Genomic DNA, 20,727 nt, shown 5'->3' with positions numbered 1-20,727 from the left:
TGCGCTCCGGGGGCCCGGTCCGACGGGATGTGTCAGCTGTGATCGAGGAAACGGACAGGCCGATGTCCTCCGATGACCTGTACCGAATGGCAGCGATGGACGCCAAGACGTTGCAGGATCGGATCTTGTCGGCAGCGGGGAACAGCGTCGACGTCAGTGACGGGCGGGTGGCGGCACTCGCCCTCGCCGACGCTCTCCTCGCCGCCGTGCAGGAACACCTCGAACGCACGTCGAACGAGCATGACGTGGAGCTTTTCCTTGAGGTCAACGGGCGGCGACCGGCCGACATCGGGACCTGGCCGGTGAACATCCTGGCGGGCCTACGGCTGCGGCGGACTTCGGCCGACGATCGGCGATCCATCTGCGAACGCGCGGTTCAGTTGGCGGTACGACGGCTTCGACCGCGACCCGGGGCCTGAGCGTCGTCGCCTGACCACCGTGATCATTGACGGCCGGCATTGGGCGATCAGTAGGCTGGCGCTGTGACAACCACCTTTGCTGACCTGACCACGATGCGGGTCGGCGGCCCGATAGGTCGCCTGCACACCCCGGAGACGATCCCGGAGGTTGTCGACCTTCTGCACGAGACCACCGCCGCAGGAGACCCGCTGCTGGTGATGGGTGGCGGATCGAATCTGATCGTGGGTGACGTCGGTTGGGACGGCACGGTGATCAAGACGGCGTCCTCGGAGTTCGACATCGACGGCGAGGTGGTCACCGCCGCCGCCGGCGTCGAATGGGACCACCTGGTGCGGACGACGGTCGCCGAAGGGCTTGCCGGCTTGGAGGCGCTCTCCGGCATCCCCGGCCTGGTGGGAGGCACACCGGTGCAGAATGTCGGCGCGTTCGGCACGGTGACCTCGGACGTGCTGGCGTCGCTGTCCGTGTACGACCGGCAGACCGGTGCCCTGGAACGGTGGACTCCGGACCGCTGTGGGTTCGGCAGCCACCGGCAGTCCGTCTTCAAGCACAGCGACCGGTGGGTCGTGGTGGACGTGACGTACCGCCTGCGCCGGAGTGACCAGTCAAAGCCGATCGGGTACGCCGAACTCGCCGCGAGGTTGGGGATCGAGGTCGGAGGCACGGCAGCGCCGGCTGACGTGCGGGAGGCGGTTCTGGCCCTACGTCGCGGCAGGGGCATGATCCTTGACCCGGAGGATCACGACACCTGGAGCGTCGGTTCGTTCTTCATCAACCCCGTTCTCGCCGAGGTGCCGGACAGCGTCCGGGACTGCCCGCGCTACCCCGACGCCAAGGGCACGAAATTGCCGGCGGCGTGGTTGATCGAGCGAGCCGGGTTTCCCCGAGGCTTCGGTCATGACTGGGGTAACGGGACGGTGGCTCTGTCCAGCCGCCACGCGCTTGCTGTCACCAATCGGGGTGGCGCCACAACGTCGGAAGTCATGAAATTCGCGGCCCACATCCGGGAAGGTGTCGAAGCGTGCTTCGGCATTCGTCTGGGCCCCGAGTGTGATCTCGTCAACTGCTCATTCTGACGTGATCTTCGAAGCCCCGTACCGACGCTTCTCGGTGTCGGTCCAGGTCGGACGATCGCCGATGGCCCGCGTCGACCTTGACCGACCGACGTCACTCTCGTCTAGCATGCGTATACGGGACGTCGTCACCACTTCCGCCCGCGTCGTGATCCCTGTGAAGGAGACGCATGGCCAGCTTTCCCGCTGTTGCCCTGCCGACCTGTGAGCCGAACTTCCGCCCGGAGGCGGTAGCCGCCGAGATTCACGGCTGGATCTCCTCGGCGCCGATGCGTGCTCTCGTCGGCGAGTACGGTGGCACTCTCCCGTCGGCGACGGTCGGCGATCTGCTGACGTGGTTGGACGCCTTCTCCGACGAGCACTGGGACTTCCGCAAACACGGCAACGTCGAGCGTGACCAGGTGAAGGCACCCAGCTTCACTCCCGCCCAGGCCGAACTCATCCAGGCGGCCGCGACGGCGCTACGTCTGGTCGACGCCGATCGGCCACCGCGATCGACGTACGACCACCTGCTGATCCTGGGTGGCCTCGGGCGGGCCTGTCTACAACGAACCGAGTACGCCGCCCGCCTTGTTCGGGACGCCGCGGTCGCGGTCGGTGCGGTGTCGGCGCTCGGCAGTTTTCGCCAGTTGACCGAGGCGGAGACGTCGTTACCCGGCCTTGCCGACAGCCGCTACGAGGTGGACGCGATGGACGTCGGCGTACGGCTGGGGTTCGGGCTCGCGGAGCCTGCGCTCACCGAGTCGTCCGGCGGCGCCGTGACGCACGAGTCCTGGCAGGTGCGCACGTACCGTGCCGCCGGTTGCCCGGAGGTGCATGTGCTGGCGGCGCCGTCGAGCGAGCCTGCGCAGCGGCGGGCCAACACACCGGACACGTACGACTTCTGGGCCCGGCGGTCCAGCCTTCGGCCGACCGACCGCATCCTCGTCGTCACCTCCTCGATCTACGTGCCGTTTCAACACAACGACGCGATCCGGATGCTGGCGATGCGATACGGCTGTGGTATCGACACCGTCGGGTTCGACCCGGCGCGGGCCAGCGTTCCGATGGCGTCCGGGGCCACCGGCCCCGACCGGTACCTGCAGGAGATCCGGTCCGGGATCCTGTCGATGCGGCGGTTGCACCACGCGCTCGCCGGGAGCCTGACCGCGTGACGGCCGTTGCGCTTCCCCCGGTGCCACTGCCGACCACCGTCGCGGGCGGTGACAACCGCGCCGAACTGGCTCGGGCCATCGCCTCCTGGGTCGACTCGCCGGCGATGACCGCCCTGCTGCGGGAGTTCCGCTACGGGCCGCTGCCGGACGCCCCGCTCGGCGATCGGCTGGCGGCGCTGGAGAAGATCTCGGCTGAGCGTTGGGACTACCGCGCGGGAAACCTCGAACGCCACGAGGCGGTCGGGGAGCGCTTCGACCCGGCGGCCGACGCCCGGATCCGGTCGGCGGCCGGGGCGCTGGGGCTGGCCGACCGGTCCACACCGGCGGGGCGGCGGTACGACCATGTGCTGGTGCTCGGCGGTGGCGTACGCACGATGATGGCCCGCGCCCATCTGGCAGCCACGATCCTGCGCAGCGGTGTCGGTGCCGGCTCGGTCACCGGGCTCGGCAGCCTACGCCTCCTGCACGACCAGAACGACCTCGCCCGGCAGTTCGGGCTGGGCGAGTGTGTGACCGAGGGTGATGCGGTCGACGAGGCGTTGCGGCACGTCTTCGACTCGCCGCCGCGCGCCGATCAGCGGATCGGCAGGACCACCACCGGCGAGCCGTGGTGGATCAGGTCCTACCCGGAGACACAGCCTCCGCTGCACGTCCTCGCCGCACCGTCGAGCCGACCCGGCGAGCGGGCCAATACCGCGGACACACTGATCGGCTGGGCGGAGTTGACCGGGCAGGCACCAGCCGGCGCGCGGTTGCTGCTGGTCACCACCGACATCTTCGTTCCGTTCCAGCACTGTGACGCGGTCCGGATCCTGGGCCTCGGGTACGGCTGCGGCGTGGAGACGGTCGGCTTCGCCAATCTCACGGACCGGTGGGTTCAACCGGCGGAGACCTTCGCGATTCTGCAGGAGGTCCGGTCGGCCATCCGGTCGATGCGGGCGCTGCACCAAGCGCTCACCTGATCCGCCGCACACGGTCCCCCGTCGCGGTGTCAGGGGCGGTTGTAGCCGGTGTTTACGCTGGTCGTAGCGGCTGATTGGGGGACTTCGATGACCCGTGACGTGGCCCGTCCACGCCGACGAGGCGGCACCTCCGGCGGGTTCCTCCGCCTGGTGGCGCACACCGACCCGGTGGCCCTGGTCGGCATCACGCTGTCGATCACCCTCAGCATCGCGCTCGACCTCAGCAACGCCGCCTCCGGCGTGGAGTCGCTGCTGGCCGGCCTGATGGGTATCACCATCTCGCTGTTGGTGGACTCGCTGGCCCGCGCGGAGCGCCGGTTTCACCTGCGTACCCTGCTGGACGGTCCGCCCTGGCTCGCGCACACCACGACAGAGTTGGCCGGGGCCATCCGGGACGCGACCGAGCAGCACGCGGGGACCCGGGTCGCGGTGGAGGCGCAGCGGCGCTACGAGCAGTTCCGGGTGGAGGCCGAACAACTCGCGTACGGCCGGATCATCCGGCGGGGCGACGAGGACGAGGACCTGGCCGGTGCCACCCGCACCTGCCAGCACCGGTTGGACGGCCTGACCAACGTGATGCCCCGGGTGAGTGGTGAGTTGAGCTGGTGGCGCAGTGAGATCGGGCAGCGCTACTGGGAGGCCAACGTGGAGGCCCTGCGACGCGGTGTCCAGGTCACCCGGGTCTTCGTCTACGCGAACCTGACCGACGAGCTGTCCGCTCTGGTGGAGAAGCAGCGCGCGGCCGGAGCCCGGGTGGGTCTCCTGCCCCTCGGTGTGGTCAGCCCTCACCTGCACGTCAACCTGACGCTGTGGGACCTGTCGAGCTGCTGGGAGGCCCGGATGACCGCCCACGGTGAGATCGGCGAGAACCAGTTCTCCGTCAACCGGGCGGACGTCGCCCGGCTCACCCGCGTGTTCGACCTCTGCGCGAGCGCCGCGACCTTCCAGGACTGACGGCACCCGGGGCGAGGGCGGGCGCGATGACGTGGAGTGGGGTCCTGCTGCTGACGGCAGTGGTCTGGGCGGTCAGCCTGATCCGCTCCGTCCGGCTCCGAGCGCTGGTCTACAGCCTGCCGTTGCCGATGACGCTCGCCCTGGTCAGCAGCGGCCACCGGGTGGAGGGCGCGCAACTGCTCGGTGTGCTCGGGCTCAACCTCTTCTTCGTCACCGTCGCGGTCACCCACCGGCGGCTGCGCTGGCCGATCCTGCTCGCCGACGGCGCGGGGATCGTCGTCTACGTCGCGCTCAGCGCCGGCCTGCTGGCCGTCGGCATCCCGTTCGAGGCCGCCCTCGGCGGCACGCTCGTGCTCTGGGCGGCGACGATGCTGCTGCTCCACCGTCGCGCCCGCGCGCGAACCGCCCCCGCTGACGCACCGGCCACCGCCGACGCACCGGCCACCGCCGACGCCCGACGCCACGGGCTGCCGGCGCTGCTCAAGCTAGTGGTGATCTTCGTCGGGGCGGTCCTCACCACGCTCCTCGGTGCCGTGCTGCGCGGCATGGTGGTGACCTTCCCCTACTCGGGTGTGCTTGTCGCGGTCGAGGCCCGCCGTCAGTTGGTCGAGTTCAGTCGACACTTCGCCCGCAACAGCCTCGCGCTCGTCGGATTCCTCACCGCGTACCACTACCTCCAGGACGTCTCCCCGCTCGTGGCGCTGGGTGCCGGTTGGGCGGCCTTCGCGGTGGTCGCCGCCGCGCTGCACCTGCCGCCGCGCCCCCGGCCGGGACACCGGACCCCCGACGGGGTACGCGGGGCGAGGCTGCCGGGGACACGTCGCCGATGCTTTCCTCGCCCCCGGCCGGGCGGTGTCAACGTCGGGTTCCGAACCCGGACCTGAGCAGTCGCAGCGCACCCGCTCCGGCCGCGTATGCCAGCAACACCCCGACCGGTGTGCCGAGCGGTTCCGGGGCGTGCTGCGGTGTCGTGCTGTTGACCAGCAGCGCGGCCACCACGGCGGCGTAGCCGGCGACGGTCGCCGCCGCCTGGGCGGGTGTGCCCCGACCTGCCCGACGAGCGGTGCGGTGTCGGCCACTGCGTGCCTCGACCGGTCCGAAGACGGCGACCAGCACCGCCAGGACGGCGGTGAGCAGCAGCAGCCACGGCACCCGCCACACCCACCAACCGGCCGAGTCGACCGCCGGGGTGGGCAACGTTCCGGTCGCGTCGAGCAATCCGATCAGCAGGATCGCGGCGGTCAGGTGCCAGAGGAAGACGGTCAGCACCACCAGGTTGACACCGATCACCACCTGCCAGGGGCCGGTGCGGCGCAGCAGCCGTTCCGCCGGGCCGCGGAGCAGCAGGATCACGCCCAGTTGGCCGGCGGCGACGGCCAGCAGCGCGAGGCTGGGCGGTGCCGCGTTGTCGAGCCGTTCGTCGGGCACCTTGAGCATGGCCACCGGCCACGGACCGAGCACGGTGAGCAGCAGCACCGTACCCAGCCCGACGGTCAGGAAGGCCAGGCCGGCTCGGCGGGAGGTGGGCAGCCGTCGTCGGCGTACCGTCGGGCGCTCGGGTTTCGGCGCGGCGTCGGCCTTCGCGGACGGTTTGGCGGTCGGCCCGGCGGCGGGCGGTGGCGCGGTCCGGCCGTCGGGCGGCGGTGCGGCGCGGGTGTCGTGCCAGGCGAAGCCGAGCTGGTGGACGGCCAGCCAGCCGAAGAGGTAGTTGCCGTAGCTCAGCCCTTCCGGCCCGGTCAGCCGGCCGAGGTCGCCGAGGCCGACCAGGGCGACCAGCACCAGTGGGACCGTCAGGCCGAAGCGGCGGTGCAGCGCGTACATCGGTGGGGTGAGCGTGACCACCACCAGGTAGGCGACCAGGAACCAGAGCGGGATGGTGGCGAACCAGAACACCTCGCGGGTCCGGGTCGGGTCGGCGCCGCGCAGCCAGGCGACCGCCGCCGCGGCGGTGAGCACCAGCAGCAGCGTGCTGGTGGGGCGGACCAGTCGGGCGCTGCGGTCGAGCAGCCAGTCGGCGGCGTCGCCACCGCGCGCCCGCAACCGGGTCAGCGAGGCCGCGTTGGCGTAGCCCCCGACCAGGAAGAAGACGGGCATCACCTGCACCAGCCAGGTCAGCGGGTACGCCCAGCGCAGATCACCGAGCGCGGAGTGCGCGGTGACGCGTCCGTCCGCGTCACGCTCGATGACCGTGACGATCCAGTGTCCGATAATGACCATCGTGATGGCGAGCGCGCGGAGCAGGTCGACGTACCGCTCCCGGTCGGCCGGGGTGCGCTCGGCTAGCTGGCGCAGGCGGCGCATCGCCCCAGGTTAGGTGACGCGACGGTCGCTGGTGGCGATAACGGTTCGACCGTCAGGACTTGAAGTCCGGGCCCGGCTGTCGTAGAAATTCTTCAGCAACAGAGCATGAACTGAAGAGAACCAACGCGCCTCGCGTGGCGGTCGCCTCCCCCTGAACACCGGCGGCCCGCCCGACCCGACCCGAGGAGAACCGATGAACAGGCGTGACATCCTGCGGCGTACCGCCGCCGCCGGCGTGCTGGCCACCCCCGCCGCCGCGCTACTGACCGGCTGCGCCACCAGCGGCGGCGGTGACAAGAACGACGCCGACACCTACCAGGGCACCAAGAGCGCCGAGAACCCCCTCGGCGTGAAGGAGGACGCCCCACTCGAAGTGGTGATCTTCGGCGGCGGGTTCGGTGAGGAGTACGCCAAGGCCCACGAGGCCATGTACACCGCGAAGTACCCGAAGGCGAAGGTCAAGCACACCGCCACGCAGGAGATCAGCAAGACCCTCCAGCCCCGCTTCGTCGACGGCACCCCGCCGGACGTGGTCAACAACTCGGGCGCGGGCCAGATCGACTTCAACGGCCTGGTCAGCCAGAACGCGGTGGCCGACCTCGGTGAGCTGCTCGCCGCGCCGAGCCTCGACGTCCCCGGCAAGACGGTCCGGGACACGCTGCTGCCCGGCGCAGTCGAGGTTGGCTCGTACGACGGTAAGTTCCTGGTCCTCAACTACACCTACACCGCCTACGGCATCTGGTACTCCAACAAGCTGTTCACCGACCGCTCCTGGGAGTACGCGAAGACCTGGGACCAGCACATCGCGCTGTGCAAGGAGATCAAGGCCGCGGGCGTCGCCCCGTGGACGTACGCCGGTCTGCACCCGCGCTACATGAGCTGGCCGGTGATCGCCACCGCGATCAAGCTCGGCGGCCCGTCGGTGGCGACAGCCATCGACAACCTGGAACCGAACGCCTGGAAGTCCGAGTCGATGCGGGCCGCCGCGGACGCCTGGTACCAGATCGTCAAGGACCGGTACATCCTGGACGGCTCGTCCGGTTTGGATCACAAGCAGTCGCAGACCGCCTGGTGCCAGGGCAAGGCCGCGTTCATCTCCTGCGGCTCCTGGTTGGAGAGCGAGCAGAAGGACGTCACCCCGGTCGGGTTCAACATGACCATCGCGCCGACGCCGAGCCTGGGCAGCGGTGACAAGCTGCCGTTCGAGGCGATCCGGGGCACCGCCGGTGAACCGTTCATGGTGCCCGCCAAGGCCCGCAACCTCGCCGGTGGCCTGGAGTACTTCCGGACCATGCTCTCCAAGAAGGGCGCCCAGGACTTCACGAAGAAGGTCGCCAGCCTCACCGTGGTCGCCGGTGCCACCGAGGGCGTCGAGCTGCCGTACGGGCTGAACAGCGTGGTCAAGGCCCTCGACGCGTCCGGCGCCAACGGCTTCAACTGGGTCTACAACAACTACTACCGCAAGTTGGAGCGCAACCTCGTCGACGCCGCCTGCGGCGAGTTCTTCAGCGGCCGGACGAGCCCCGCGGAGTTCCTCGACCAGTGTCAGAAGGGCGCCGACTCGATCGCCCAGGACAGCTCGATCAAGAAGTACAAGCGAGCGGCCTGACAGCCCGACCGGCCGGTGGGGGAGAGGTCCACCCCACCGGCCGTACCCCAACGGAGAGGTCCTCCTCGTGAGACATGGCAAGTGGCCGCTGATCGTCGTGTTCCTGGTGCCACCGGTGCTGCTGTACGTGTTCTTCGTCGTCTCGCCGTACCTGCAGGCGTTCCAGATCTCCACCACCGACTGGCTCGGCTACTCCGCCGAGGCCAACCCGGTCGGCCTGGCGAACTTCAGGACACTGTGGCACGACGGCTACGTGTGGAACGCGCTGAAGAACAACGCGATCCTGCTGGGCCTGGTGCCGGTGCTGACCATCGTGCTCGGGCTCTTCTTCGCCAGCATGCTCGCCCTCGGCGGCCGCAAGGGCCGCGCCGGCGTGACCGGGGTACGCGGCGGGGCGCTCTACCGGACCGTGTACTTCTTCCCACAGGTGCTCTCCGTGGTGATCATCGCGCTGCTGTGGAAGGAGGTGTACCACCCCAACCAGGGGCTGCTCAGCGGGCTCGTGCGCGCGGTGGGGCTGCCCGCGCCGACCTGGCTCGGCGACCCGGCGACCGCGTTCTGGTGCGTCCTGGCGGTGATGGTCTGGAGCAACGTCGGCTTCTACGTGGTGCTGTTCGGGGCCGCGATGTCGGCGGTGCCCAAGGAGATCTACGAGGCGGTGCTGCTCGACGGCGCGTCCCGGTTCACCACACTGCGCCGGGTCACGCTGCCGCTGCTGTGGGACACCATCCAGGTCGCCTGGGTCTATCTGGCCATCTTCGCCCTGGACGGGTTCATCCTCGTGCAGTTGATGACCAACGGAGGCCCGAACTTCTCCACCGACGTGATCGGCGTACGGATGTACGACACCGCCTTCGGTAGCGAGACCAAGTTCGGCTACGCCTCGGCGATCGGCGTGGTGATGTTCTTCCTGACCCTCACGGTGGCGGTGCTGTCGCTGCGGGTCGGCCGGCGCGATCGAATCGAGTACTCGTGACCACTCTTGATCAGCCCACCACGCCCGTGCCCGCGCCGACCGTCGGTCGGGACCGCCCGGTGCGCCGGGAACTCGGCTTCGGCAACACCCTCTCGCACGGCTTCCTGCTGCTCTGGGGCCTGCTCACCGTACTCCCGCTGCTGTGGATGTTCGTCAGCTCGTTCAAGACGAACGGTGAGATCCTGGCCGACCCCTGGGGGCTCCCGGCGACGTTGCACCTGGACAACTGGGCGCGGGCCTGGACCGGAGCGCACATCGGCCGGTACTTCCTCAACAGCCTGGTGGTGGTCAGCGGCTCGGTCGCCCTCACCATGCTGATGGGCGCGACCGCCGCGTACGTCTTCGCCCGCTACGAGTTCCGCGGCCGCCAGGTCGTCTACTACCTGTTCGTCGGCGGCCTGATGTTCCCGGTCTTCCTCGCCCTGGTGCCGCTCTTCTTCGTGGTCCGCAACGCCGGCCTCTTCGGCACCTGGAAAGGGCTGATCCTGGTGTACGCGGCCTATTCGCTGCCGTTCACGGTGTTCTTCCTGACCGCGTTCTTCCGGACCCTGCCGACCACGGTGGCCGAAGCCGCGATGGTCGACGGCTGCGGGCACTTCCGGCTCTTCTTCCGGGTGATGCTGCCGATGGCGCGTCCGGGATTGATCAGTGTCGCGATCTTCAACTTCCTCAGCCACTGGAACCAGTTCCTGCTGCCGCAGGTACTCATGCAGGGCGACGACTCCAAGTGGATGCTGGCGCAGGGGCTCTTCGCGCTGTCGGTGAGCCAGGGCTACGCCGGCGACTATGCCCGGCTCTTCGCCGGGCTGAGCATCGCGGTGCTCCCGGTCCTCGCGGTCTACGTGGCGTTCCAGCGCCAGGTGCAGGCGGGCCTCACCGCGGGACAGCTCAAGTAGGGGTCCGTTCCCGCCCCGCCCGCCGCCCACCCGCCGCCCCTGCCCCCTCGCCCGAGCGCCTCGCGCGCCTCGCGCCCTCGCCCTCGCCCCAAGATCCGCGCAACTTCGGTGAAACTGCTGCCTCATCCCGGGTCGAGGCAGCAGTTTCACCGAAAGTGCGCGGATCTTGGGCGTGCGGCGGCGGGTCGGCGTGGTTCGAGCACGATCTTGATCGGGAGTGCGCACCGGTTCGCCCACCGCGCCTGCCGCCCCGCTCCGATCCGGCGCGCCTGGTCCAACCCGCTCCGGCAAGGCGATGTCTGTGCTGGTGCGGCCCGCCCTGGTGCGGCCCGCCCTGGTGCGGCCTGCCTGGCTCGGCCTGGCCTGGCCTGCCTGGCTCGGCCTGGCCTGGCCTGCCTGGGGTGGCCTGCCTGGCATGGCCTGGTCTGCCTGGCTTGGCCCCGGCGGGCGGGCGTGGGGCGGGTGGTCAGGTGGTGGGGAAGAGGCGGGCGTGTAGGGCGCCCGGGTCGGTGACCTCGGGTAGGTCGCGGGCGGCCAGCCAGGCGGCGGCGACCGCCCCGTCACCGGCGGTGCGTAGGGGGGCGTCCGGCCACTGTCGGGCGATCTCCACCCGGACGGCGGTGGCCAGTGGGGTGTCCGCGGTGAGCAGTCCGCCGCCGAGCACGACAGGTGTCACCGCGCCGGCCGGGCGGATGCGGCCCACGCTGTCGGCCAGGTGCGCGGCGGCCTCGGTGATCAGCGCGGTGGCCACCGGGTCGCCGTTGGTGGCGGCGTCGACGACGAGCGGTGCGAGCCGGGCCAGGTCGACGGGGGCTCGGCGGGTCACGGCCTGGATGGCGGCGTCCACAGTGGTCCGGGGTCGGGCGGCCACCTCCGCGCTGCCGAGCAGTTCGGTGAGCACCGCTGTGGTCAGCGGGCCTAGGGCGTGGCCGGAATCCAGGTCGGCGAGCAGTCGGCGGACCGCCTCGCGGCCGAGCCAGAAGCCGGACCCCGCGTCGCCGAGCAGCCAGCCGTGACCGTCGGCGATCCGGTCGAGGCGCAGGTCGCTGACCTGCGCGGTGATCGCCCCGGTGCCGGCGATGAGGACGGTTCCGTCCGGGGCGGCGGTGCCGGAGGCGTAGGCGACCAGGGCGTCGCCGTGCACCGCGTACGGGCAGCGCAGGCCGGCGTCGTGCCAGGCCCGGTCGAAGGCGGCTCGTCCGGCGGGGTCGGCGAGCAGTCGGCCCGCTCCGGCCAGCCCGATGGTGCCGGCGGCCACCCGGGCCGGGTCGAGGTCGACGAGTGCGGCGCGGAGCGCGGTCAGCAGTTCGACGGCGGCGCGTTCCGCGCCGTGACTGGTCGGGTTGCCGCCGCCGGCGCGACCGCTGCCGACGCGTCGGCCGGTGAGGGTCAGGGCGGTCGCCCGGGTGGACGTACCGCCGACGTCGAGGCCGACCACGACGGTGTCGGACATCGGCACGGGTCTCCTTGCGCTGGACGGCGATCGGGACTGTTCATGCTGGTCGGCGCCACCGTGGAGGGCAAGATCTGGCGGGCGCGGCGGGCTGTGCGCCAGGTAACAGTTTGAAAACTTCGCCCACAGTCTTGACACGGAGGGGCCTTCAGTAAGAACTTTTACCACTAACAGTTAACAGTCTTTTCGGAAAGGTGAGGCGACCCATGGTTGATCACGAGGTGGACACCGCCGCGGGGACCGCGGTGGTCGACGCCGACGTGGTCGACCGACGGAGTTCCGCCTCCGGCGGCGTGCTGGCCCGCGTCCGCAACGGACTCGGCGACCTGACCGGCGCGCTTCGCCGAGTCGCCGAGCACGTGCTCAGCGACCCGGAGGCCGCCGCCCGATCCACGATCGTGGAGCTGGCCGAGCGCAGCGGGACCTCACCGGCCACCATCACCCGCTTCTGTCGGGCGATGGGCTTCGAAGGGTACGCCGACCTGCGGTTGGGCATCGCCTCCGAGACCGGTCGGGCCCGCTCGGCCGGCTGGACCGTCGACATCGGACGCGAGATCCAGCCGAGTGACCCGCTCGCCCGGGTGCTCGACCAGATCATGGCCGCCGACACCCGCGCCATGCACGACACGGCCACCCTGCTCGACCTCGCCGAGGTGGAGCGGGCCGCGGTGGCCATCGCGGGCGCCAACCGGGTGAACATCTTCGGTGCCAGCGGCAGCGCGCTGGTCGGCGAGGAGATGCAGTTCAGCCTGCACCGCATCGGCGTGGCCGCGTGGGCGTGGAACGACGTGCACGAGGGCCTGGCCAGCGCCGCGTTGCTGCGCTCCGGGGACGTGGCGCTCGGCATCTCGCACACCGGGCAGACCCGGGAGACGATCGAGATGCTCGCCGAGGCGGGCAGCCGGGGCGCCACCACCCTCGCGCTCACCGGTTTCCCCCGCTCACCCTTGGCCGAGCTGGCCGACATCGTGCTGCTCACCGCCAGCCAGGCGACGACGTTCCGACCGGACGCGCTCTCCGCCCGGCACCCGCAGCTCGTCGTGCTCGACCTGCTCTACATCGCCGTCGCCCAGCGGACCCACGACCGCGCGCACGCGGCCTTCCGGCGTACCGCGCAGGCCGTCGACGGGCACAAGGCAGCGAAGGGAAGCCTCTCATGATCAGCGCCCAGGGGTACGCGGACGCGGTCCGCCCGGTGCTCGACCGCCTGCTCGACTCGGAGGCCGACGGGATCACCCGGGCCGCCGACCTGATCGCCGACAGCCTGCGCGACGGTGGCGTGCTCCAGGCGTTCGGGGCCGGGCACTCCGAGGCGTTCGCCGCCGAGTTGGTGGCCCGGGCCGGCGGGTTGGTCCCCACCAACCGGCTGTCGGTACGGGACCTGGTGATGCACGGTGACGCCCCGCGTGACGTGCTCGCCGATCCCAAGCTGGAACGCGACCCCTCCATCGCCCACCAGATCTACGCGCTCGCGGCACCCCAGCCGCGGGACGTGTTCGTGGTGGCGTCCCAATCCGGCATCAACGGCTCGGTGGTCGAGCTGGCGGCGCTGGTCACCGAGCGCGGTCACCCGTTGATCGCGGTCACCTCGGTCGAGCACACCGCGCGGGTCGCCCCACGGCACCCGTCCGGGCATCGGCTCGCCGACCTCGCCGACGTCGTGCTGGACAACGGCGCGCCGTACGGCGATGCACTGCTGCCGCTCGAGGGCGGCGGCGCGGTCTGTGCGGTCTCCTCGGTCACCACGGCGCTGCTGGCGCAGCTGCTGACCGCGGAGGTCGTACGACGGTTCCACCAGGCCGGGGAGGTACCCCCTATCTACCTCTCCGCCAACGTCCCCGGCGGGGACGAGCACAACCTCGCCCTCGAGTCGCGGTACGCCGGGCGTCTCCGGCGAACCGCCTGACCCGACACCACAAGGAGAGTCGAAGATGTCGGATACCCCCGAGAACATCGGTGACCTGAACCGTCGGACCCTGCTGCAGCGCGCCGCGGCGGCCGGTCTGCTCGCCGTTCCGGCGGCGGGCCTGTTGAGTGCCTGTGCCGGCAGCGAGCCGTCCAAGTCCGAGGACAGCGGTGCCGCGAAGAGCAAGGACAACCCGTTCGGCGTCAAGGACGGCAGTGCCGTCAAGGTGGTCGTCTTCAACGGCGGTCTGGGCGACCAGTGGGCCAAGGAGGACAAGGTCCTCTTCAACGCCAAGCACCCGAACATCACCGTCAACATGAGCTCCACCCAGAAGATCAAGACCGAAGAACAGCCGAAGATGGCGACCCAGCCGAGCGACCTGGTGATGAACTCGGGCGCGGACATCATGGATCGCAGCACGCTGATCAACGAGGGTGCGATCGAGCCGCTCGACGACCTGCTCACCGCCCCCGCGTGGGACAGCGAGGGCACGGTCGCCGACACGCTGCTGCCGGGCACGGTCACCGACGGCACCCAGAACGGCAAGTTCTACGTGGTGAACGTGGCCTACACGGTCTGGGGCAACTGGTACAACGCGGCCCTGTTCAAGCGTGAGGGCTGGCAGGCGCCGACCACCTGGGACGACTTCTTCGCCCTCGCGCCGAAGATCAAGGCCAAGGGCATGGCGCCGTACGTGCACGACGCCGCCCACGGTTACTACCCGCGCTGGGCGCTCTTCGCCAGCATCTGGAAGGCCGTCGGCAAGCAGCCGATCATCGACATCGACAACCTGAAGGACAACGCCTGGAAGGCCGACGGCATCGTCGCGGCGCTGGAGCCGTGGGAGAAGCTGGTCAAGGACAAGCTGCTGCTGCCGGGCAAGCTCGACCACACCCAGTCGCAGCAGGCCTGGCTCGACGGCAAGGCCGCCTTCATCCAGGTCGGCACCTGGCTGAAGAACGAGATGTCGGCGACCATCCCGCCGGGCTTCGAGATGACCCTGTCGGACTACTGGTCCAAGCCGGGCGACAAGGCCGCCAAGGACGTCTTCGCCTCGTCCGGCGAGGGCTTCGTGGTGCCGAGCAAGGCGCCGAACAAGGCGGCCGCGAAGGAGTTCCTGCGGGCCATCCTCTCCAAGGCCGGCTCGGCGAAGTTCGCGGAGCTGACCAAGTCGCTCGCCTCGACCAAGGGCTCCGGCGACAACGTCCAGGACACCGCGCTGGCCTCGGCCAACACGCTGATGAAGAGCGGCAGCACGGACCTGATCTCGGTCAAGTTCCCGGACTTCTACGCCGACCTGGACAAGGAGAGCCAGAACCTGTCCGAGGAGCTGATGGCGGGGCGTCTCACCGCGCAGCAGTTCGTCGACAAGATGCAGGCGGCCGCGGACAAGGTCGCGAAGGACTCCTCCGTCAAGAAGCAGACCCGTACCGCCTGACAGGCCCTGATCAGCTAGAGAAGTGAGTGACCATGCGGCACGGTGTTGCGCGTTTCGTCACGGGTTTCCTGGCCTTGCCGCTTGCGCTGTACCTCTTCTACGTGGTGTGGCCCTTCGTGCAGGCGGCGGGATACTCGTTGACCGACTGGGGTGGTTACTCGGACACCCAGAACTTCGTCGGTCTGGACAACTACGTCCGGCTGTTGTCGGATGAGTTGATCAGGAAGGCCTTCTGGCACAACGTCTTCTTCCTGATCACCGTGCCGCTGTTCACCATCGCGCTGGCCCTGTTCCTCGCGTTCCTGCTCAATGTGGGCGGACGCGAGGACAGGGCCGGCATCCGAGGGGTGTTCGGCTCCGGGGTCTACAAAATCATCTTCTTCTTCCCGCAGGTGCTGTCGCTGGTGGTCATCGCCGTCATGTGGCAGCAGATCTACCGCAGCGACGGCCAGGGCCTGATCAACGGCCTGTTGATCAAAATCGGTCTGGTCGACGTGGACAACCCGATCGCCTTCACCGCCGACCCGGAGCCCTTCCTCGGCGTGCCGGCGGTGCTCTGGTGGTTGCTGCTGATCGCGGTCTGGAGCGGTGCCGGCTTCTACATGGTGCTCTTCTCGGCGGCGATGCAGTCCATCCCGAAGGACATCTACGAGGCGGCCCTCCTCGACGGGGCCAGCCGGTTCCACACCTTCTTCAAGATCACGCTGCCCCTGCTGCGGGACACCGTCTCGGTCGCCTGGGTCTACCTGGGCTTCATCGCACTGGACATGTACGCCCTGGTCTTCGTCATGACGCCCAGCCAGGGCGGCCCGAACCACGCCAGTGAGATCTTCGCGTCGGTGCTCAACTTCACCGCGTTCCAGAAGGGCCAGTTCGGTTACGCCTGCGCGATGGGTGTCGCCCTGGCGATCTTCACGATCCTGCTCGCCGCGGCGCAGCTCAGGATCACCCGTCGCGACCGTATCGAGTACTGAGGAGGCTGGACGATGAGCACTGCGACGCACGATGGTCTGACCCGGCCCGACCAGAGCCCGGACACCGCACCCGAGGGTGGGAAGGGCGGCAGGTCCACCTCGGACGGGATCGGCGGCAAGTTCTTCAACGGCTTCTCCCACCTCTTCCTGCTGGTGTGGGCCGTGATGGTGATCTACCCGCTGCTGTGGGTGGTGATGTCGGCGCTCAAGACCGACTCGGAGGTCATCCGTCAACCGCTGTCCCTGATCCCGGCCAAGCTCAACTGGGACAACTTCAGCCGAGCCTGGGGCGCGGGGCACCTCGGGTCGTTCTTCCTCAACACCGTGCTGGTGTTGGCCGGCAGCGTCACCCTGACCATGCTGCTGGGCTCGATGGCCGCGTACGCGCTGGCCCGCTACGAGTTCCGGGGCAACCGGCTGATCTACTACGTGTTCCTCTCCGGCCTGACCCTGCCGATCTACCTGGCCGCGGTGCCGCTGTTCAAGGGCGTCTACAACACCAGCGTCCACTTCCCGCTGCTGGGCCCGAACAAGCACCTCATGCTGATCCTGGTCTACGTGGCCTGGTCGCTGTCGTTCACCGTCTTCTTCATGCACTCGTTCTTCCGGACGCTGCCCAACACCATCGCCGAGGCGGCCATGGTCGACGGCGCATCGCACAGCCGACTCTTCTTCAGCGTCATGCTGCCGATGTCGAAGCCCGGTCTGATCAGCATCGGCATCTTCAACGTGCTGGGTCAGTGGAACCAGTGGTATCTGCCGACCCTGCTCATGCAGTCGGTCGCCGGGGAGCCGAAGAACCAGGTGATCGCCCAGGGCCTGATCGAGCTGTCGGTCAACCAGGGCTACAAGTCCGACTGGTCCGGCCTGTTCGCCGGGGTGACCATGGCGATGCTTCCGGTGCTCGTGGTCTACATCATCTTCCAGCGGCAGGTGCAGTCCGGCCTCACCGCGGGCGTCGGCAAGTAACCATCGACCGCACGTCAGGGGCCCCTCACCGGAGAGGGGCCCCTTTCGTCATCTCCGGTGCTCGTCGGCCGGGGTGTGCCAGGAGCGCCACAGGTCGGCGTACGCCCCGCCGGCCGCGACCAGGTCGTCGTGACTGCCGATCTCGGTGATCCGGCCGTCCGCCAGTACGGCCACCCGGTCGGCGTCGTGCGCGGTGTTGAGCCGGTGCGCGATCGCGATGACGGTCCGCCCGACCAGCACGGCGGCGAGTGCCCGCTCGGTACGACGGGCCGTGGTCGGATCGAGCGCGGCGGTCGCCTCGTCGAGGATCAGCGTGTGCGGGTCGGCCAGCACCAGCCGAGCCAGCGCGAGTTGCTGGGCCTCCGCCGCACCGAGCTGGCGCGCGCCGTCGCCGAGCGTGGCGTCCAGACCCTCCGGCAAATCGGCGAACCAGTCGGCGCCCACGGTGCCGAGCGCCGCCCGCATCTGCTCGTCCGAGGCGTCCGGCGCGGCGAACGCCAGATTGTCCCGTACCGAGCCGATGAAGACGTGGTGCTCCTGGGTGACCAGGGCGATCCGGCGGCGACGCTCGGCCGGGTCGAGGTCGGTGACCGGGCAGCCACCGATGCTGACCACGCCCTGTCGGGGCGCGTCGATCCCGGCCAGCAGCCGGGCCAGGGTGGACTTGCCGGCCCCCGACGGGCCGACGACGGCCAGCCGCTCGCCGGGCTGCACCTCCAGGTCGATGCCGTGCAGCACGTCCGGCCCGCCGGAGTAGGAGAACCGCGCCCCGCGCACGACGAGCCGCTCACCCCGCGACGTGGCCGTCCGGCCCGGCGGCTCCGCCGGGACCAGGCCGACCCCGAGCACCCGCGCGTACGACGCGAAGCCCCGCTGCGCCTGCTCCGTCCACTGCAACAGCCGGTCCAACGGGTCGATCGCCTGTTGCAGGTAGAGCGCGGCGGCGACCACCGCGCCGAGCGACACCACGTCCCGGGAGAGCAGGTAACCGCCGACGAGCAGCACCAGCGCGATCGGCAGCGGGTAGCTGGCCTCGACGACCGAGAAGAACACCGTACGCAGGGCGAGGGTGGCCCGCCGGGCCTGCCACACCCGGCTGATCCGGTCGGTGCCGTGCCGGACCCGGTCGTCGGTGAGGCGCAGCGCCTCGACCGTGCGGGCGCCCTCGGCGGTCGTGGTGAGCGTCTCGGTCAACTCGGCTGCCGCCGCACCCTCGGTGAGGTACGCGGAGCCGGCCCGGCGCAGGTACCAGCGGGTCACCGCCACGATCGACGGGAGCCCGGCCAGCGCGGCCAGCCCGAGCAGCGGATGCAGCAGGAAGACCGCGCCGAACAGCAGCAACAGCTGCACCGAGGCGATGACGATGGTGGGCACCACGTCCCGGACGGTGGTGCCGACCGTCGCCACGTCGACCGAGCTGCGGGTGGCCAGGTCCCCCGAGCCGGCGCGCTCAACGACCGAGACCGGCAGCCCGAGAGTCCGGGAGACGAACTCCTCGCGTAGCTCCGCGACGGCACGCTCACCGAAACGGTGACCGGCGTACTGCGCGTACCGGGAGAGCAGCGCGCTGACCACGACGCAGCCGGCGATGGCCAGCGCCAGCCGGTCCACGGTGGCCACCCCCGCGCCCGCGGTGACCCGGTCGACGATGGTGCCCAGCAGCCACGGTGGGGCGAGCCCGGCGACCGCGGCGGCGCCGTGCAGCGCCAGCACGACCCCGACCGCGCGCCGGTGTCGGCTGAGCATGTCCCGTAACGCCCGGCGTACCGTGCCGCGGTCGGCCACCGGAAGCCGGCTCACCGGTACGCCTCCTCGGTGTCGACGGGCTCGGGCTCGTCGCTGCCCCGGGCCACCAGGTGCCGGTAGTCGGCGTCGGATTCCAGCAGGTCGGCGTGGCTGCCGGTGGCGGTGATCCGGCCGCCGCTCAGGTGCGCGACCAGGTCGGCCCGGCCGAGCAACAGCGGTGACGTGGCGATCAACACCGTCGTCCGCCCGGCCCGCGCGACCCGCAACCGTTCGGCGATCCGGGCCTCGGTGTGCGCGTCCACCGCCGACGTCGGGTCGACGAGGATCAGCACCTCCGGTTCGGTGAGGAGGGCACGCGCCAGGCGGACCCGTTGCCGCTGACCGCCGGAGAGGGTCCGGGCCCGGGAGTCGATCGGGGTGTCCAGCCCGGCCGGCAGGGCATCGACCACGTCCTCGGCGGAGGCGGTCCGCACCGCCGCCCCGACCCGGTCGTCACCGTCCTCGGCCCCGCCGCGCAGGATGTCGCGCAGTGTCCCGGCGAAGAGGTACGAGTCGTGGTCGGCGACCAGGACCCGGGAGCGGACCTCGTCCAGGGCGACCCCGGCCAGCGGCACCCCACCCCAGGTGGTGTCACTGACCACGTACCGGCCGAGCCGGTCGGCCAGTGCCACGGCCGCCGCCGGGTCGTCGGCCGCCACTCCGGTCAGCCGGCCGGCGCGGACGGTCAGCCCGGTCACCGGGTCGTGCAGGTCGGCGGGGCCGACCGGCGCCGCCAGGGCTTCCGGCTGGCGTGCCTCGGGCACCGAGCCCGACCACCGACGGCCCGGGCCGCCGACATCGTCCGGGGCCACCGTGAGCAGGTCGGTGATCCGTCGCGCGGCGACCCGCCCCCGGATCAGCTGGTGACTGCCCTCCAACAGGAACCAGACCGGCACGATCAGGGTCGCCACATAGCCGTAGACGGCGACCAGCTCACCGATCGAGACGTCACCCGTCACCGCCATCCGGGCCGTCAGCCACACCACCGCCGCCAGGAACAGCCCGGGGATGGCCACCGTCGCCGCGTCGATCCAGCTGATGACCGCGCCCACCCGGTAGCCCTCGACGCGCAGCTCCTGGGACCGGGCCGCGTACCGGCCGGCGAACAGGCCCCGACCGCCCACCCCGGCGAGCACCCGCAGCCCGGCCACGATGTCCCCGGACCGGGCGGTGAGTGCGCCCTGCTGGCGGCGGTAGACCGACTCCGCCTGTTCGAGGCGGCGCAGCAGCGGCCCGACGACCAGCCCGACCGCCGGCACCCCGACCAGGACGCAGAGCGCGAGCATCGGCGAGATCGACCAGAGCACCACGGCGATGACCCCGAAGGCGACCACCGCTCCGACGCCCGGCCCGGTCAGCGTCAGCACCTGCGCCGTCCAGTCGATGTCGGAGCCGCCGATGGTGGACACCTCGCCGGAGGCGACCCGGCGGGGGAGCACCGCGCCGATCCGGGACAGGTGGCGCAGCAGGACCTCGGCGGAGCGGGCCTTGGCGTCCTCCCGGATGAAGGTCATCGTGCGGTGCCGCATGGTGCCGAGGAACGACAGAGCAACCCCCGCGACGACGATCGCCGCGACCCAGAACACCAGCGCCCGGGTGTCGCGGGCGCGCAGACCGTCGTCCACGGCGCGGGCGATCAGGTAGGGCCGGGCCGAGAGCCCGACCATCCAGGCCGTGCCGAGCAGGCTGCCACGTAGCACCCGCCAGGGTTGGCGGCGGGTGAGCCACCACAGGTATCGCATCGGGCCGCGGGTGTCGGGAGTGCCTGGATCGGGGTGCGGGATCTGCGGAGGCACCAGCTCACGCTACCGACCGGGCCCGACACCCCACCGACCCGAAACGCGTGAGGTGCGCCTC

18 protein-coding genes are annotated in these 20,727 nt (G+C 70.4%); 14 read left to right on the top strand and 4 right to left on the bottom strand.

Features of this window, described 5'->3' with window-relative positions; all coding sequences use genetic code 11:
* The first annotated feature begins 62 nt into the window (after nucleotides 1–62).
* The 6 genes from O7616_RS26185 (at nucleotide 63) to O7616_RS26160 (ending at nucleotide 5,447) form a co-directional block, all read left to right on the top strand.
* The gene (locus O7616_RS26185; protein ID WP_282304449.1) at nucleotides 63–419 is read left to right on the top strand and encodes a hypothetical protein; all 357 of its coding nucleotides are present in this window, start codon (nucleotides 63–65) and stop codon (nucleotides 417–419) included.
* 63 nt (nucleotides 420–482) lie between these two features.
* Nucleotides 483–1,496 (top strand): UDP-N-acetylmuramate dehydrogenase, encoded by a 1,014-nt coding sequence (locus tag O7616_RS26180; protein ID WP_282304448.1) that lies wholly within the window; start codon nucleotides 483–485, stop codon nucleotides 1,494–1,496.
* A gap of 167 nt (nucleotides 1,497–1,663) precedes the next feature.
* Nucleotides 1,664–2,647 carry a hypothetical protein gene (locus tag O7616_RS26175; RefSeq protein ID WP_282304447.1) on the top strand — a complete coding sequence of 328 codons (984 nt, stop codon included), beginning with the start codon at nucleotides 1,664–1,666 and terminating at the stop codon, nucleotides 2,645–2,647.
* Nucleotides 2,644–3,609, top strand: a complete 966-nt coding sequence (locus O7616_RS26170; protein ID WP_282304446.1) for a hypothetical protein — start codon at nucleotides 2,644–2,646, stop codon at nucleotides 3,607–3,609. Before O7616_RS26175 ends, O7616_RS26170 begins: the two co-directional genes overlap by 4 nt.
* A gap of 87 nt (nucleotides 3,610–3,696) precedes the next feature.
* Entirely contained in the window at nucleotides 3,697–4,563 is an 867-nt protein-coding gene (locus O7616_RS26165; RefSeq protein WP_282304445.1) for a hypothetical protein, read from the top strand.
* Between the two features lie 26 nt (nucleotides 4,564–4,589).
* Complete coding sequence (locus tag O7616_RS26160; RefSeq protein ID WP_282304444.1) at nucleotides 4,590–5,447, top strand: hypothetical protein; 858 nt, start codon at nucleotides 4,590–4,592, stop codon at nucleotides 5,445–5,447.
* On the opposite strand, the gene O7616_RS26155 is transcribed toward O7616_RS26160, so the two are convergent.
* Nucleotides 5,419–6,864: an acyltransferase gene (locus O7616_RS26155; RefSeq protein ID WP_282304443.1), complete on the bottom strand. Its 1,446-nt coding sequence runs from the start codon at nucleotides 6,862–6,864 to the stop codon at nucleotides 5,419–5,421. The genes O7616_RS26160 and O7616_RS26155 overlap by 29 nt on opposite strands.
* A 193-nt stretch (nucleotides 6,865–7,057) precedes the next feature.
* On the opposite strand from O7616_RS26155, the gene ngcE (O7616_RS26150) reads away from it, so the two are divergent.
* The 3 genes from ngcE (O7616_RS26150) to O7616_RS26140 all read left to right on the top strand — a co-directional run bounded on the left by ngcE (O7616_RS26150) (nucleotide 7,058) and on the right by O7616_RS26140 (nucleotide 10,345).
* The gene (gene ngcE / locus O7616_RS26150; protein WP_282304442.1) at nucleotides 7,058–8,473 is read left to right on the top strand and encodes an N-acetylglucosamine/diacetylchitobiose ABC transporter substrate-binding protein; all 1,416 of its coding nucleotides are present in this window, start codon (nucleotides 7,058–7,060) and stop codon (nucleotides 8,471–8,473) included.
* Nucleotides 8,474–8,540: 67 nt separating this feature from the next.
* Entirely contained in the window at nucleotides 8,541–9,449 is a 909-nt protein-coding gene (locus O7616_RS26145) for a sugar ABC transporter permease (protein ID WP_282257935.1), read from the top strand.
* Nucleotides 9,446–10,345 carry a carbohydrate ABC transporter permease gene (locus tag O7616_RS26140; RefSeq protein ID WP_282304441.1) on the top strand — a complete coding sequence of 300 codons (900 nt, stop codon included), beginning with the start codon at nucleotides 9,446–9,448 and terminating at the stop codon, nucleotides 10,343–10,345. The genes O7616_RS26145 and O7616_RS26140 overlap by 4 nt, the downstream gene beginning before the upstream one ends.
* 466 nt (nucleotides 10,346–10,811) lie before the next feature.
* On the opposite strand, the gene O7616_RS26135 is transcribed toward O7616_RS26140, so the two are convergent.
* Entirely contained in the window at nucleotides 10,812–11,798 is a 987-nt protein-coding gene (locus tag O7616_RS26135; RefSeq protein ID WP_282304439.1) for a BadF/BadG/BcrA/BcrD ATPase family protein, read from the bottom strand.
* Between the two features lie 206 nt (nucleotides 11,799–12,004).
* Between O7616_RS26135 and O7616_RS26130 the strand changes: the two genes are divergently transcribed.
* From O7616_RS26130 to O7616_RS26110, 5 genes are read left to right on the top strand one after another with little or no spacing between them, the layout of a single operon-like run.
* The gene (locus O7616_RS26130; RefSeq protein WP_282304438.1) at nucleotides 12,005–12,958 is read left to right on the top strand and encodes a MurR/RpiR family transcriptional regulator; all 954 of its coding nucleotides are present in this window, start codon (nucleotides 12,005–12,007) and stop codon (nucleotides 12,956–12,958) included.
* Nucleotides 12,955–13,704: an SIS domain-containing protein gene (locus O7616_RS26125; RefSeq protein ID WP_091403970.1), complete on the top strand. Its 750-nt coding sequence runs from the start codon at nucleotides 12,955–12,957 to the stop codon at nucleotides 13,702–13,704. Before O7616_RS26130 ends, O7616_RS26125 begins: the two co-directional genes overlap by 4 nt.
* 25 nt (nucleotides 13,705–13,729) lie before the next feature.
* On the top strand, nucleotides 13,730–15,142 hold the full coding sequence (gene ngcE, locus O7616_RS26120) for an N-acetylglucosamine/diacetylchitobiose ABC transporter substrate-binding protein (RefSeq protein ID WP_282257939.1): 1,413 nt from the start codon (nucleotides 13,730–13,732) through the stop codon (nucleotides 15,140–15,142).
* A gap of 32 nt (nucleotides 15,143–15,174) precedes the next feature.
* Complete coding sequence (locus O7616_RS26115; protein WP_282304436.1) at nucleotides 15,175–16,116, top strand: sugar ABC transporter permease; 942 nt, start codon at nucleotides 15,175–15,177, stop codon at nucleotides 16,114–16,116.
* Between the two features lie 12 nt (nucleotides 16,117–16,128).
* Complete coding sequence (locus tag O7616_RS26110; protein WP_348773837.1) at nucleotides 16,129–17,085, top strand: carbohydrate ABC transporter permease; 957 nt, start codon at nucleotides 16,129–16,131, stop codon at nucleotides 17,083–17,085.
* A gap of 48 nt (nucleotides 17,086–17,133) precedes the next feature.
* On the opposite strand, the gene O7616_RS26105 is transcribed toward O7616_RS26110, so the two are convergent.
* Nucleotides 17,134–18,831 (bottom strand): ABC transporter ATP-binding protein, encoded by a 1,698-nt coding sequence (locus tag O7616_RS26105; protein ID WP_282307730.1) that lies wholly within the window; start codon nucleotides 18,829–18,831, stop codon nucleotides 17,134–17,136.
* Between the two features lie 50 nt (nucleotides 18,832–18,881).
* Nucleotides 18,882–20,612 (bottom strand): ABC transporter ATP-binding protein, encoded by a 1,731-nt coding sequence (locus O7616_RS26100; protein ID WP_282307728.1) that lies wholly within the window; start codon nucleotides 20,610–20,612, stop codon nucleotides 18,882–18,884.
* Between the last annotated feature and the right edge of the window lie 115 nt (nucleotides 20,613–20,727).

Source organism: Micromonospora sp. WMMD964 (assembly GCF_029581455.1).
Lineage (GTDB): Bacteria > Actinomycetota > Actinomycetes > Mycobacteriales > Micromonosporaceae > Micromonospora.
This window is presented reverse-complemented; position numbering and strand designations above follow the sequence as displayed.

Excerpts from the sequence above, each read along its gene's own strand:
- O7616_RS26135 (WP_282304439.1), bottom strand. The coding sequence starts at position 11,798 with ATGTCCGACACCGTCGTGGTCGGCCTCGACGTCGGCGGTACGTCCACC.
- O7616_RS26175 (WP_282304447.1), top strand. The coding sequence starts at position 1,664 with ATGGCCAGCTTTCCCGCTGTTGCCCTGCCGACCTGTGAGCCGAACTTC.
- O7616_RS26155 (WP_282304443.1), bottom strand. The coding sequence starts at position 6,864 with ATGCGCCGCCTGCGCCAGCTAGCCGAGCGCACCCCGGCCGACCGGGAG.
- O7616_RS26165 (WP_282304445.1), top strand. The coding sequence starts at position 3,697 with ATGACCCGTGACGTGGCCCGTCCACGCCGACGAGGCGGCACCTCCGGC.
- O7616_RS26110 (WP_348773837.1), top strand. The coding sequence starts at position 16,129 with ATGAGCACTGCGACGCACGATGGTCTGACCCGGCCCGACCAGAGCCCG.
- O7616_RS26130 (WP_282304438.1), top strand. The coding sequence starts at position 12,005 with ATGGTTGATCACGAGGTGGACACCGCCGCGGGGACCGCGGTGGTCGAC.
- O7616_RS26115 (WP_282304436.1), top strand. The coding sequence starts at position 15,175 with ATGCGGCACGGTGTTGCGCGTTTCGTCACGGGTTTCCTGGCCTTGCCG.
- ngcE (WP_282257939.1), top strand. The coding sequence starts at position 13,730 with ATGTCGGATACCCCCGAGAACATCGGTGACCTGAACCGTCGGACCCTG.
- O7616_RS26105 (WP_282307730.1), bottom strand. The coding sequence starts at position 18,831 with ATGCTCAGCCGACACCGGCGCGCGGTCGGGGTCGTGCTGGCGCTGCAC.
- O7616_RS26185 (WP_282304449.1), top strand. The coding sequence starts at position 63 with ATGTCCTCCGATGACCTGTACCGAATGGCAGCGATGGACGCCAAGACG.
- O7616_RS26100 (WP_282307728.1), bottom strand. The coding sequence starts at position 20,612 with ATGCGATACCTGTGGTGGCTCACCCGCCGCCAACCCTGGCGGGTGCTA.
- O7616_RS26125 (WP_091403970.1), top strand. The coding sequence starts at position 12,955 with ATGATCAGCGCCCAGGGGTACGCGGACGCGGTCCGCCCGGTGCTCGAC.
- O7616_RS26160 (WP_282304444.1), top strand. The coding sequence starts at position 4,590 with ATGACGTGGAGTGGGGTCCTGCTGCTGACGGCAGTGGTCTGGGCGGTC.
- ngcE (WP_282304442.1), top strand. The coding sequence starts at position 7,058 with ATGAACAGGCGTGACATCCTGCGGCGTACCGCCGCCGCCGGCGTGCTG.